Annotated in this window: 13 protein-coding genes; 8 read left to right on the top strand and 5 right to left on the bottom strand. The window is 40.0% G+C overall.

The features are described from left to right. Nucleotides 1-78: 78 nt before the first annotated feature. Nucleotides 79-507, bottom strand: coding sequence for a universal stress protein (locus N2257_08975; protein ID MCX7794515.1), 429 nt, complete (start codon nucleotides 505-507; stop codon nucleotides 79-81). A gap of 346 nt (nucleotides 508-853) precedes the next feature. On the opposite strand from N2257_08975, the gene N2257_08970 reads away from it, so the two are divergent. From N2257_08970 to N2257_08940, 7 genes are all read left to right on the top strand, one after another. Further along, nucleotides 854-1045, top strand: coding sequence for a hypothetical protein (locus N2257_08970; protein MCX7794514.1), 192 nt, complete (start codon nucleotides 854-856; stop codon nucleotides 1043-1045). A gap of 238 nt (nucleotides 1046-1283) precedes the next feature. Continuing rightward, the gene (locus tag N2257_08965; GenBank protein ID MCX7794513.1) at nucleotides 1284-1739 is read left to right on the top strand and encodes a ribosome maturation factor RimP; all 456 of its coding nucleotides are present in this window, start codon (nucleotides 1284-1286) and stop codon (nucleotides 1737-1739) included. Then, nucleotides 1736-2791, top strand: a complete 1056-nt coding sequence (gene nusA, locus N2257_08960; GenBank protein ID MCX7794512.1) for a transcription termination factor NusA — start codon at nucleotides 1736-1738, stop codon at nucleotides 2789-2791. The genes N2257_08965 and nusA overlap by 4 nt, the downstream gene beginning before the upstream one ends. 26 nt (nucleotides 2792-2817) lie before the next feature. Continuing rightward, nucleotides 2818-4884 (top strand): ATP-dependent DNA helicase RecG, encoded by a 2067-nt coding sequence (gene recG, locus N2257_08955; GenBank protein ID MCX7794511.1) that lies wholly within the window; start codon nucleotides 2818-2820, stop codon nucleotides 4882-4884. A gap of 4 nt (nucleotides 4885-4888) precedes the next feature. After that, a complete protein-coding gene (locus N2257_08950; GenBank protein ID MCX7794510.1) occupies nucleotides 4889-5221 on the top strand; it encodes a hypothetical protein in 333 nt (110 codons plus the stop codon). Beyond that, entirely contained in the window at nucleotides 5211-6002 is a 792-nt protein-coding gene (locus N2257_08945; GenBank protein MCX7794509.1) for a prepilin peptidase, read from the top strand. The genes N2257_08950 and N2257_08945 overlap by 11 nt, the downstream gene beginning before the upstream one ends. Nucleotide 6003: 1 nt before the next feature. Then, nucleotides 6004-7242 carry an ATP-binding protein gene (locus N2257_08940; protein MCX7794508.1) on the top strand — a complete coding sequence of 413 codons (1239 nt, stop codon included), beginning with the start codon at nucleotides 6004-6006 and terminating at the stop codon, nucleotides 7240-7242. A 7-nt stretch (nucleotides 7243-7249) separates the two neighbouring features. Here N2257_08940 and N2257_08935 read toward each other — a convergent pair whose 3' ends face one another. From N2257_08935 to N2257_08920, 4 genes are read right to left on the bottom strand one after another with little or no spacing between them, the layout of a single operon-like run. Continuing rightward, nucleotides 7250-9298 carry a DUF3488 and transglutaminase-like domain-containing protein gene (locus N2257_08935; GenBank protein ID MCX7794507.1) on the bottom strand — a complete coding sequence of 683 codons (2049 nt, stop codon included), beginning with the start codon at nucleotides 9296-9298 and terminating at the stop codon, nucleotides 7250-7252. Continuing rightward, the gene (locus N2257_08930) at nucleotides 9282-10286 is read right to left on the bottom strand and encodes a DUF58 domain-containing protein (protein MCX7794506.1); all 1005 of its coding nucleotides are present in this window, start codon (nucleotides 10284-10286) and stop codon (nucleotides 9282-9284) included. Before N2257_08930 ends, N2257_08935 begins: the two co-directional genes overlap by 17 nt. 46 nt (nucleotides 10287-10332) lie before the next feature. Beyond that, a complete protein-coding gene (locus tag N2257_08925) occupies nucleotides 10333-11253 on the bottom strand; it encodes a MoxR family ATPase (GenBank protein MCX7794505.1) in 921 nt (306 codons plus the stop codon). A gap of 1 nt (nucleotide 11254) precedes the next feature. Continuing rightward, nucleotides 11255-12301 (bottom strand): Xaa-Pro peptidase family protein, encoded by a 1047-nt coding sequence (locus tag N2257_08920; GenBank protein ID MCX7794504.1) that lies wholly within the window; start codon nucleotides 12299-12301, stop codon nucleotides 11255-11257. Between the two features lie 116 nt (nucleotides 12302-12417). Between N2257_08920 and N2257_08915 the strand changes: the two genes are divergently transcribed. After that, nucleotides 12418-12551, top strand: a 134-nt coding sequence (locus tag N2257_08915; GenBank protein MCX7794503.1) for an NAD-dependent epimerase/dehydratase family protein, incomplete at its 3' end; no start/stop codon positions are given.

Genomic DNA, 12551 nt, shown 5'->3' with positions numbered 1-12551 from the left:
GTCTCGTGGGCTCGGAGATGTGTATAAGAGACAGGATAAGACTTGCCCTTAGCGAATTTTTCACACGAAGGGGGAAGATTATTTAGGCCTTACAATGAGCACTGGTTTTGTTGATCGCCTAAGCACTCTCATGGCAATAGAACCAATAACCACGCGGCCAAGACCCGTCCTTCCATGACTTCCCATCACGATTAAATCGACATCCTTTTCATCTGCAATCCTTACAATCTCCTCATAGGGTCTTCCTCTGGCGATTATCCTTTCTACTGATAGACCTTTAAATCTATCCTTTGTAAATCCTTCAAGTCTCTGCTCTGTTTCAGAAACTATTTTTTTCATGATATTTGTGAGGTCAGGGACATAATAACCTTCCCATGCAATTTCCTCAGGAATTACTGTAAGAACAATAACATCTGCACCATTCCTTTTAGCAATATCTTCAGCTGCATCAAGGGCCTTCAGTGATGAGTCTGAAAGGTCTGTGGCATAGAGAATTCTTTTAAACATGTGTCACCTCGGAAAAATTTTGAGTCTTTAATATCATTAAGAGAGTATCAAAAAAACTCTTGCGGGTCAAGTTCGAGCATGAGCTGTAGGGAATTTGTTAGGATAATAAAGCGCTACAATCTAAAACGACAACACTTGAGCGTATTAAAGAGCATAACTTGTGATTGTAGATGTATGGATTTAAGAAAGGTAGAAAGATTATTTAAAAGATAAACACTTATACAAGGGGCTTGCCAATCTTATTCAGAAGAAAAGCCCCTCAGAAATGCATTTAATCTTTTCAGTAGCGATTGATAATATGACGTACGGAGTATTATAATATCTTTTTGAAAGGAGGTGAGTGGAGGTGAAGAAGATTTTAGCAATAGTACTTTGTCTTGTTCTTGCTGTTGCCTTTACCATGGCAATTGGTTGCAAGAAGGCCGAGCAACAGAAACCAGCTGAGGCTCCAGCACCTACAGCACCTGCTACGGAGCAGGCTCCTGCACAGCAGCCAGCACAGCCGGCACCGGCACAGCCAGCACAGCCTGGCAAGTAATGGCTGAAAAAAATAATTATACTAAAGGGCAGGATACTTTCCTGCCCTTTAGTATAATTTTGTTGATTTTTCTTGTAAAAATTGTTATCTTATATTAGAGTTTACTTAAAACGGGGAAAGATAAGAAATATTAAGTTAAGGAATCGCGTTCTGATAAAATTTCTCAGGTAGCAGACTGCTGAAGGCATAATTTATAAAGTGGGAAAACCCACTTTTTTGTTTTTAAAATGGAGTAAATATGGATGACATAAAAGAAAGGATATGGAGACTTGCAAGGAAGAGTGCTGAGCAGGAAGACCTTGAAGTGGTGGATGTAGAACTCAGTCGTGGCAAAAAGGTTTTACTAAGAGTTTTTATAGATAAAGAAGGCGGAGTCACAATAGAGGATTGTGAGAGGATGAGCAGGGCGCTTGAGGCCTTACTTGATATTGAGGATCCAATACAGGAATCCTATATACTTGAAGTCTCGTCACCGGGACTTGACAGACCTTTGAGGAGTAAAAATGATTTTATAAGAAATATGGGAAGACTTGCGAGGGTTATAACCAGGGATAAGGTAGATAATCAGAATTTTTTTGTAGGAAAGATAGAAGGAGCAGATGAGGAAGGAATTATCCTCAACCTTGGCAAAAGAACGGTGTTTATAAGATATGATAATATAACAAGGGCAAATCTTGAGGTGGAGATAAGATGACAAAAGAACTCTGTTACATAGTGGATCAAATAAGCAGGGAGAAGGCAATACCAAAAGAGGTACTGCTCAATGCCCTTCAGTCTGCCCTGCAGTCTGCAGCAAGAAAAAGATTTGGTGGAAGGACTAATATTAATCTCAAGATTGACCCGAAGACCTGTGCGATCACGGTTTCAGAAGCAAAGAGAGTTGTTGAGACTGTCACTGATTCCACTCAGGAGATTTCTTTGGCTGATGCAAGGAAGATAAAATCTGATGTTAAAATCGACGATATAGTTGAGATACCTGTTCAGCTTGAGGACTTTGGCAGAATAGCTGCTCAGACTGCAAAGCAGGTCATACTCCAGAGGGTACGGGAGGCTGAAAAGGATGTTATTTACAGTGAATTCAAGGATAAGAAAGGCACGGTGGTTTCTGGTACAGTCCTCAGAAAGGAAAAGGGAAATTATTATGTCAGCATAGGAAGGGCAGAGGCGATTCTTCCAGTGAAAGAGACACTGCCAAACGAGAATCTGAGGCGCGGTGATATAATTAAGGCTTATATCACAGATGTTCAGAATACATCAAAGGGTCCACTAATAACCCTTTCAAGGACAGTTCCTGAGTTTGTTGCTGTACTTTTTAAGATGGAAGTTCCGGAGATTGCTGATGGATCAGTGATAATAAAAAATATAGTGCGAGAGCCAGGAGAGAGGACAAAGATAGCAGTCTATTCTTCTAATCCTGCCATTGATCCTGTGGGCTCCTGCGTTGGTATGAAAGGCACAAGGGTTCAGGCAATAGTGCGGGAACTGAAAGGTGAAAGGATAGATATCATACCCTGGAACGATGATCCCAGAATTCTCATAGCCAGAGCACTCAGCCCTGCTCAGGTTGATAGGATTGGAATAAATGAAGAGGAAAAGACCGCAATGGTAATAGTGCCAGATGACCAGCTGTCAATTGCAATTGGAAGAAAAGGTCACAATGTCAGGCTTGCCATGAAGCTGACAGGCTGGGAAATAGATATAATGAGTGAAAGCGAATATTCAAAGGCAAAGGCAGAGCAGGGGTAGGTATTAGCATTATCGCAGGTGAAGGAGTGAGAGACTCCATTCAATATATTAAAGGCGTTGGTAAAGAAAGGGCAAAGATACTTGAGAAGCTGGGGATAAGAACACTGAAAGATGCCTTTTATTATCTGCCAAGAAGATATGAAGACAGAAGATTTCTGAGACCAATTGCCCGGCTTAGATATGGAAAAATAGAGACCGTCAGAGCCAAGATTGCTTCTGTAGAGCTCATTGAAAAAAAGGGACTAAAGATTCTTGAACTCACACTAAGTGATGGTACAGGTGTATTAAAAGCCAAGTGGTTTAATCAACCCTATCTCAAAAAGATCTTTAAACCGGGGCAGGAACTTATGGTTAGCGCACCTGTTAAGCGCAACGCCTTCTGGGGAATTGGTTTTGAGATGGAGAATCCGGATTATGAGTTTGTCGAAGAGGATGATGAGACCATCCATACCGCACGGATTGTTCCTGTTTATGGCCTTACAAAGGGTATAACACAGAGACAGATGAGAAGAATTATGTTTTCGGTGGTAAACGACCATTCGAGCTCTATAGAAGATTTTTTGCCACAGGATATTATAAAAGAACTTGATCTTCCTCCCTTGAAAGAAAGTCTCTTAAATATTCATTTCCCTTCTGATTCTCTTGACCCTGACACTCTGAATGAATTTAAAACACCCTACCAGAGGAGACTTGCCTTTGATGAGATCTTTCTCTTCCAGACAGGACTCTTCATACTCAAAAAGAATAAGTCTTTTTCAAGGGGCATTGCATTCAAGGGCACCGGAATTCTCATTGAGAGATTGAAATCCTCTCTTCCTTACAGACTTACATCCGCTCAGGAAAGGGTATTAAAGGAGATAATTGATGATATGAAGTCACCGCTCCAGATGAACAGGCTTATTCAGGGTGACGTTGGTTGTGGAAAGACTATAATTGCCCTTATGGCAGCGCTCTTGGCAGTTGAGGATGGTTATCAGGCAGCATTGATGGCCCCAACAGAAATACTGGCTGAGCAGCATTATATAAATATTCACAGGCTTGTTGAAGACCTTGGACTGAAAATTGCCCTTATTTCAAGGGGGGTCGAAGAAAGGCCTCTTGATCTTATAGAAAAAGGAGAGATCGATATAGTGGTTGGCACCCATGCCCTTCTTGAGGAGAATGTAAGATTCAGAAAGCTTGGCCTTGTTATTATTGATGAACAGCACAGATTCGGAGTAATTCAGCGCTCAAAGCTCAGAACAAAAGGTGACTCACCTGATGTACTCGTAATGACAGCCACACCCATACCCAGGACTCTTGCCCTTACACTTTATGGAGATCTTGATTATTCCATAATAGATGAATTGCCACCTGGAAGGTCTCCTGTTGTAACAAAGGTTATGTATCAATCTCAGAAATCAGAGCTTTATAAACTCATAAGAGAGGAAGTAAATAAGGGAAGACAGGTCTATGTAGTCTATCCCGTTATTGATGAGTCAGAGGAGCTCAATCTTAAGTCAGCCATTCAGGGCAGGGAGGCCTTTCAGAGGATCTTTCCAGAATTCAGGATTGGTCTTCTTCACGGAAGGCTCAAACCTTCTGAAAAGGAAGAGATAATGAAAGCCTTCAAGTCACACAGGATTGACATCCTCGTCAGCACAACTGTAATAGAGGTTGGAATAGATGTTCCGAATGCTACACTGATGGTTATAGTACATGCAGAAAGGTTTGGATTGAGCCAGCTCCATCAATTAAGGGGAAGGGTCGGAAGAGGTTCGGAACGATCTTACTGCGTTCTTCTTGTCTATGAGCCCCTGTCAGAAGAAGCAAGGCAGAGAATCACAGCGATGGAACGTTACAGTGATGGCTTTTCCATTGCTGAGCAGGATCTTCTGATAAGAGGGCCGGGAGAATTTTTTGGAACAAGACAGTCTGGAATGCCCGATCTCAAGATAGCAAATATAGTTAGAGATGGAGAACTCATCCCGCTTGCGAGGGAGGCTGCCTCAGAGCTTGTAAAGAGAGACGGAGAACTGAAGAGATATCCTTTGCTGCGAGAGTATGTTGAGGAATTCTGGCAGGGCAAGATAGAATTATTTGTAACAGGATAAAATTATGATAGAGACAATACAGCAAAATCTTAAAAGGGCATGGACGAGATTTCTTGAATGGTCTGGTATTGTTTCCCAGCGAGTGAAGGTTGAACTCGCTGTTATAGGAATAATACAGGAGATAAGGAAGATAGACGAGAATATTGAGGAGAATTATAAAATGATGGGCAGGAGATTCTTTGAACTAAAAGAGAGGCATGAAAAAAACATTCTAAGGGATGAAGAAATTATAAAATGTCTTACAGAGATACAGAGGCTTGTTCAGGAAAAGGAGGCCCTTCTTAAGAAGGCATCTGAGATAACAGAAATCGGAAGTCAGAAACCTGATGCTGGATAGCCTGGATCTCTTAATCTTTGTCCTCGGTCTTATTGCAGGTTCATTCATGAATGTATGCATCTACAGGATTCCAAGGAATCTGTCACTTATAAAACCGGGTTCAAGATGTCCTGACTGTAAGAGTCCTGTAAAACCTTATGATAATATACCTGTGCTCAGTTTTTTTCTTCTCAGAGGAAAGTGCAGGACCTGTGGAGCAAAGATTCACTGGCGATATCCTGTTGTAGAATTTCTTAATGGAATTCTATGGCTCATTATATTCAATAAATTTGGAGATACCCCTTACAGCCTGCCATTTCTCTTTTTTGCCTCATGCCTTGTTGTTATAACCTTTATTGACATTGAACACATGATCATCCCTGACATTATTACTGTTCCCGGTACGCTCATTGGTATCGCTCTTGGTCCTATACTGCCAGATCCCTTCTTCAGATTGGTGACCCTTGGTTTTCTAACCTCACTCACAGGTGCTCTCACAGGATTTCTACTGTTTTTTATCATAGCAGTTATCGGAGAATGGATATTCAAAAGAGAGGCGATGGGTGGAGGAGATATAAAACTCATGGCAATGGTTGGTGCCTTTACCGGATGGAAGGGTGTAATCCTTACCACTTTCAGCGGAAGCCTGATTGGAGCACTTGCGGGAGTAGTTGTCATTTTAAGCCGGAAAAGGTCTGATACTGTGATACCCTTCGGGCCCTATCTTGCCGGAGGTGCAATGGTGAGCCTACTTTTTGGGCAGGAGGTAATGAATTTATGGTTAAGATGGATTCAGGGATAATATGCGCATAGTGATAGGTGCTTTATTAACAGCAATATTTATTTCCTCTGTTTTTTTTCTACTTTCTGAAAGGACTGTAAATCCTTCCATTATACTTATAGCTGCGGTGACAGGTATCGGTCTTATAATTATTTTAATATCATCCATAAGAACTTCTGGAGGCTCAAGAACAGAAGAAAGGGAATTTTTCATTGATACAATGAGACAGCTTGTAACACAGCTAAAGGACAGACATGTAGAGCTTGATATATTTAATGAAAACATTCTTCAAAGTGTTCCAAGTGGTGTTATGAGTATTAATAATGAAGGCATTGTCACAAAGATCAATGATGCTGGAAAAAAGATTTTAAAAAGGGAAGATATACAGGGAAAGCCAGTCTCAGATGTAGTCGGTGAGCCCCTTCTTAGATACATCCTTGAAAAGGACTCTGTAAAAAGAGAAGAGGTTCTATGCGATATCTCTGGAAAGAATGTCTGGCTCGGATTCAGCATATCCCCTCTTTTTGACAGGAATAAGAATATTATCGGAAAAATAATAACCTTTACAGACATAACAGAGGTCAAGGAGCTACAGTCAAGAATAAAATTGAGAGAAAGACTTGAAGGCCTTGGAGAGATGGCTGCTGGTATTGCCCATGAACTCCGAAATCCCATGGCAGTTATAACAGGTTATGCAAACATGCTCAAGAAAAAGGCAGATCCCACAATACAGGGAATTGTTGAATCAATCCAGAAAGAGATCTCCCTGATGGACAACATTATAAGGGATTTTCTTAGCTTCGCAAGATACGAGGAGCCTAATCTTGTATCAATTAATCCTGAAAGGGTTATCAGGGAGGTTATTGAGAGTTTAAATATTTCTCCTGAGATTGAGCTATCTGTTTATATAGAACCTTCCGATGGACTTATGGTTGATGAGACACTTATAAGGCAGGCACTGAGGAATCTTATTCAGAATAGCCTTGATGCTATGCCTGAAGGTGGAAAGCTCAGCATAAAAGGAGAGCATAAGGATGGTTTTTACAGGATTTCCATATCAGATACGGGAAAAGGGATTGCACCTGAGATAAGAGAAAAGATATTCCTGCCCTTCTTTACCACCAAGGAACGTGGAACAGGGCTGGGGCTTGCTATTGTCCACAAGGTGATTACTGCCCATGGAGGGGAGATAACCTTCAATACCTCGGAGAAGGGAACAACCTTCATGATAAGTTTGCCTATAAGAACCCCCGATTTTTAATAAATTTCTAATCTCGAGATGAAACCTTAATCCTTATCAGTTTACTTGATTCTTTTAATCTTCTGTAAAGGGCTCTGTATTTCTTTAGATCAGGATCCTTATTGCCAAACCTTGAGGATTCATAGATAGAAATAAATTCTCTGAGCTCCTTTTCTGGAAATCCTGATCTCAGTCCTAAGTCAAGTACCTCTCCTGGTGTAGAATACTCATGAAGGCCTGAGCCTTTTGATTGGAGTAATCTTTTAAATTTGCTGTAATAAATACTTACTTCTTTAAGTGCCTGTCTTCTGAAAATACTTTTCCCAAGAAGCCATGCAAGGAAGATCAAGAAAATACTTGAAATCAATATAAGTGGGCTTTTCGTTATTTTACTGGATATTCCTTTTAGTAAATCTTCAGTGTAAATTAATGCTTTTTCTATATAAGCTTTCATGTATTCAGTAAATCCTCTTAATCCTTCGATAATCCTTTTTTGATCTTCCCTGCTGAAACTCACCACATATCTCTGCCATTTAAGCTTGAGGTAATCAAGATAGAGGAATATCCTGGGTGGTCCCGGCTCTGAGGTTATATCAGGAGGCGTGGGGTCGAATCTGTGCCATTTTCCATCAATCATGGCCTCAACCCAGGAATGGGCGTCCTTCTGTCTTACAATTACATAATTACCCACATCATTAATCTGTCCTCCCATAAAGCCTGTTACTATCCTGGCTGGAATACCTATAGAGCGGAGCATGAGCACCATTGCACTTGCATAATGCTCGCAGTAACCCCTTTTTTCAACAAAAAGAAAATGGGATACAGGATCAGTTTCTAAACGGGGTTCAGAGACTGTAAGGGAATAGGTATAATTCTTTTTTAGAAAGGATTCTATAATTAGGGCTTTTTCCTTGTCCTTAATGTTCTTTTTTTCTGATAGTATATCTTCAGTAAATGACCTGATTTTCTCTTTAAGAAATTCAGGCATCTGAAGATACTGGGGAGCAAAGCCTCCTTCCCTAAATGAACTGAGACTGCTTTTTACTGAATAATGGAGCCTGCGAGCTCCCTTTCCCGGTAAATAGATGGTACCTGAGAAATCCCTTTCAAGTCTGCGTGCAATTATGTTAATGGATAGAGGCTGGTCAAGTAAAAATAAGACATCTGAATCTACAGGCTCAAGAAGTATATCCTGTTCAGTGAGCCCCGAAACCTCTTCTTTAAGAATGAATTCTTCTTCAACTTTTTTAATCAACCTTCTTGTATTAACAAAAGAATTTGACCATACCTTACCATCATAATGATCAAGGGTCACCCCCCTCCAGTAATAGGATCCTTTTATTAATGGTCTGAGCTCCACCCTCATAACTACAGATGGATCAAGCTTTACTTCTCCTGAAGAGAGATCCATTCTTTCTGAAAATCCGGCATTTTTTATTCCCTTAACATGACTCTTTCCCCAAAGGCCATATTTGAGCCTTGGAAGGCTTATAAAAAAGAAGGATGAAAGAACCAGGATGATTATAAGAAGAAAAATTATAGAGCTGAAGGTTATAGCCGGAAGCTCAGCTTTTGCACCAGAAGATAAATCCTGTAATTTCTTATCCATCTCCTCGGGCCTTAAGCTGCTAGCTTTGATATAATGAGCCATCATCATTGCAAATATAAAGAGCGCTATAAAGATGATTATTATCACTCCAAAGAGCATTCTTGTTGTAAACTCTGAGGCAATCACAAGCTGTAGGAGTGACATGAAATAGACCTGTAAGGGATCATAGGGTTCTTTTATATCAAAGGATTTTATTGCATGGAATATCAGGCTCAGATGACCTACGGATACCAGATAATCTCCTGTGATAACAAAAATATCAAAAAGAAATAAAAGGAGTCCCCATATTGATGAAAGTCCTATAACAAATCTTGAACCCTGGGGTTTGTTTTTGAGGAGCCTTACATAACCGTAAATCATCAAAAAAACAAAGAAATAATAGAAAGGATTGAGCTCACCCGTAATTATTACTGTCACGGAACCTGCAAGGGCTATAAGAGCCGTAAGGAGTTTATATCTCTGAGGCATAAAAAATCCTCTGTGCAGATTCCGTGAACTTTTTCAGAGGTGAAAGCCCTGATTGTAGAATGAGCATGGTATTTCCTTCTATATCTTTTTCATTTATAAGGCAAGAGAACTCCTCCGCTGGTTCAATAAGTGCAAGATGGTCAAGTATCTTTAGAAGGTGTTCTCTTCCAGTGCCAAAGGGTAATGTTTTTAGACAGGTGACGAATCGTAAATAATAACCTGATTCTATGGCCTTTGATGCCAGGGAGGCAGCAAAGGATACAGACCTTTCAAAGGCATTCATGTCAGGAGGCCGGAAGTTGTCAAGAAGGATTGTTATCCTTGAGGTTTCTTCAAGGGCAGATTCCTTAATCATGAGTTCACCCGTTTTTGCCGTTGCCTTCCAGTGAATAAATCTCCTGTCATCACCATATCTATAAGGTCTTATCTTCTGAAACTCTTCTTCACCTGTTAATTTTTTATTACCTACTCTGGCAGGAGAAATAAGAGAAATTTCAATATCCCACAGAGCTGGATAGACGAGAAGTCCTGCTTCTGTCTTTATCCTAGTTGTCCTCTCGGTAAATATAAAGGGAAAGCCTGTTTTAAGGAAAATGAAGTCCTTAAGGTTCAAAGGGCCTCTTTTTAAAGGAGTAATAGTAACTGTCCTTTCAACAGTGAATTCTGGCTTCAGTAATTCTATATAATCAAAGATTCTTAAAGGAGCTTCAGGCATACTCAGCAAAAAGAATGAGCGGGATGGGAAAAGTCCTTTCTTAAAATATCTTATCTTTATCTTCGATGACCTTCCAGCAAAAAGTTCTTCAACTGGCTCAATTGATATCTCAATTCCCTTCAGATTAATAAATGTGACCACCAGGGAAAGAAAGAATATAGATAGCATGACCGAGAGGATAAGGTACATCAGGTTATTTCCTGTATTCAGGGAAGCAAGCCCCACAAGTAATGTCGCAAGACCGAGTCTGAAACCTTCTCTTGTGAGGGTCATAGTGAAGATAAAGGCTTTTTGAATCTCATAAAATTGCTTTTTAAATTCATACAGGCACAGGTATTTTTGATATTATTTCTTTTATAAGTTCAGTAGCATCACTTATGTAAGTCTTTGTCTTGAGTATTATTCTGTGTCCAAAGACAAGGGGAGCTACCCTTTTTACATCATCCGGTGTAACAAAATCCCTTCCATTGAAAAATGCATGGGCCTTTGCAGCCTGAAGGGCGAACTGACCTCCCCTTGTACTTACTCCGAGCCGTATCTGTTCATTTCTTCTTGTAGCAAGAATAATATGATGGAGATAGTTTAGAACATCCTCATGAACCCTTATCTCCGACACTGCCTTCTGCATATCCCTTATCTCTTCAGGACTTATCACAGGAGAGAGTTTTTCTATCTCATCAAATTTTGAGCCAGTCAGTAGTGCCTTTTTTTCAAATTCTGGCTCGGGATAACCGATCCTTAGATGCATCATAAATCTGTCAAGCTGGCTTTCTGGAAGGGGGAAAGTTCCATAATATTCTATTGGATTCTGTGTTGCAATCACCATAAAAGGTTCAGGTATCTCATAAGTTTTTCTATCAATGGATACCCTTCTTTCATTCATTGCCTCAAGAAGGGCTGACTGGGTTTTTGGATTGGTTCTGTTTATCTCATCTGCAAGGACAATGTTTGCGAAGATAGGACCTGGTTTGAATTCAAAGTCTCTTTTTTCAGGATTGTAGACATTCACTCCTATTATATCTGATGGAAGTAGGTCACTTGTAAACTGTATCCTCTGGAATGTGCAGCTTGTGGATTTTGCCAGGGCATAGGCAAGGGTTGTCTTTCCAACTCCAGGGATATCCTCTATAAGTAGGTGGCCTCTGGCAAGGAGTGTTATTATGGAGAACTTAGTGACATCTTCCTTCCCGAGGATTATGGAATCAAGAGTTGATTTCAATCTTTTCAGTGATTCATTCATCTTAAAGTTCTTCAAGCTCCTTTGGCAGATTGGTAAGTACCTCTACACCCCTGTCAGTTACAAGGACCATATCTTCTATTCTAACTCCACCCATGCCACTTAAATAAATGCCTGGCTCTACTGTAAAGACCATACCTGGTTTGAGCCTTTCTTTTCCAGAAATACTTATAGTCGGGAGTTCATGAATATCAAGGCCAACTCCATGACCTGTAGAATGGCCAAAGGACTTACCATAACCTTTCCCCTCTATGTACTGCCTTGCTGCCCTGTCAATCTCTCTGGTCGTAACACCAGGTCTTATAGTCCTGATGGCTCTTTCCTGTGCCTCTTTAACTATCCGGTATATCTTTCTTTTCTCTTCTGAATTATTTCCTTTAATAAGAAAGGTCCTTGTCATGTCTGAATAATAGCCTTCTGCCTCAGCACCCCAGTCTATTAAAACGATATCATTTGGTTGGAGCTTTCTCATAGATGACCTGGCATGGGGAAGGGCTGAATTTTCTCCAGAGGCAACTATCACTTCAAAAGGAAGTCTTCCTGAGCCAAGTTTTTTCATCCGGTACTCTAGCTCCACTGCTATATCTCTTTCCATTACTCCAGGCCTGATCATTTCTTTTATTTTCAGAAATCCATCTTCAGCCAATTTTATTGCCTTTTTAATCCTTTCTATCTCACCGGCTGTCTTGATCTCTCTAAGTTTTAAAATCTCTTTTTTAATAGGACTCAGTTTTACCTTAAATTTTTTAAGAATCTCAAGATGCTCAAAACTTATGGTGGATTCGAAGGCGATTTTTTTAAGCTTAAGTTTTTTAATTAGTTTTTTTAATGCATTGAATTTCTTTTTTTCAATAATAATCTCCCAGCCTTTTATCTCATTTTCTGATTGCTCTTTATACCTGAAGTCTGTTATAAAAAAGGCCTCTTTTTTTGTATAAAAGCAGAGTGCAGAAGAACCAGTGAATCCTGTAAAATATCGAATATTTTTCAGATCAGTAAGGACAATGCCATCGGCATTTATTTTATCCATTAATTTTTTAAGTAATTCCATATAATTTTAGTATAGCATATACTCTTGAGTCATCCACCAGAATAAACATATAGTTGAGTATGGTTTAGCATATTCTGTTAAAATATCTTGAACCTTTCTTTGAAAGGAGTTCAAGAATGAAGGTCCTCGTAACTGGTGGAGCAGGTTATATAGGAAGTCATGTTGTGAAGGCCCTTGGAGAGTCAGGGTATGAAGTTCTTACCTTTGACAATCTCTCAACAGGTAATAAATCTGTCTCTTATACACATCT

The sequence above is a fragment of the Thermodesulfovibrionales bacterium genome, assembly GCA_026417875.1.
Classification (GTDB): domain Bacteria; phylum Nitrospirota; class Thermodesulfovibrionia; order Thermodesulfovibrionales; family CALJEL01; genus CALJEL01.
The sequence above is the reverse complement of the archived record's forward strand: the minus strand, read 5'-3'. Positions and strand labels throughout refer to the sequence as shown.

Excerpts from the sequence above, each read along its gene's own strand:
- N2257_08975 (MCX7794515.1), bottom strand. The coding sequence starts at position 507 with ATGTTTAAAAGAATTCTCTATGCCACAGACCTTTCAGACTCATCACTG.
- N2257_08965 (MCX7794513.1), top strand. The coding sequence starts at position 1,284 with ATGGATGACATAAAAGAAAGGATATGGAGACTTGCAAGGAAGAGTGCT.
- nusA (MCX7794512.1), top strand. The coding sequence starts at position 1,736 with ATGACAAAAGAACTCTGTTACATAGTGGATCAAATAAGCAGGGAGAAG.
- N2257_08950 (MCX7794510.1), top strand. The coding sequence starts at position 4,889 with ATGATAGAGACAATACAGCAAAATCTTAAAAGGGCATGGACGAGATTT.
- N2257_08945 (MCX7794509.1), top strand. The coding sequence starts at position 5,211 with ATGCTGGATAGCCTGGATCTCTTAATCTTTGTCCTCGGTCTTATTGCA.
- N2257_08940 (MCX7794508.1), top strand. The coding sequence starts at position 6,004 with ATGCGCATAGTGATAGGTGCTTTATTAACAGCAATATTTATTTCCTCT.
- N2257_08935 (MCX7794507.1), bottom strand. The coding sequence starts at position 9,298 with ATGCCTCAGAGATATAAACTCCTTACGGCTCTTATAGCCCTTGCAGGT.
- N2257_08930 (MCX7794506.1), bottom strand. The coding sequence starts at position 10,286 with ATGACCCTCACAAGAGAAGGTTTCAGACTCGGTCTTGCGACATTACTT.
- N2257_08925 (MCX7794505.1), bottom strand. The coding sequence starts at position 11,253 with ATGAATGAATCACTGAAAAGATTGAAATCAACTCTTGATTCCATAATC.
- N2257_08920 (MCX7794504.1), bottom strand. The coding sequence starts at position 12,301 with ATGGAATTACTTAAAAAATTAATGGATAAAATAAATGCCGATGGCATT.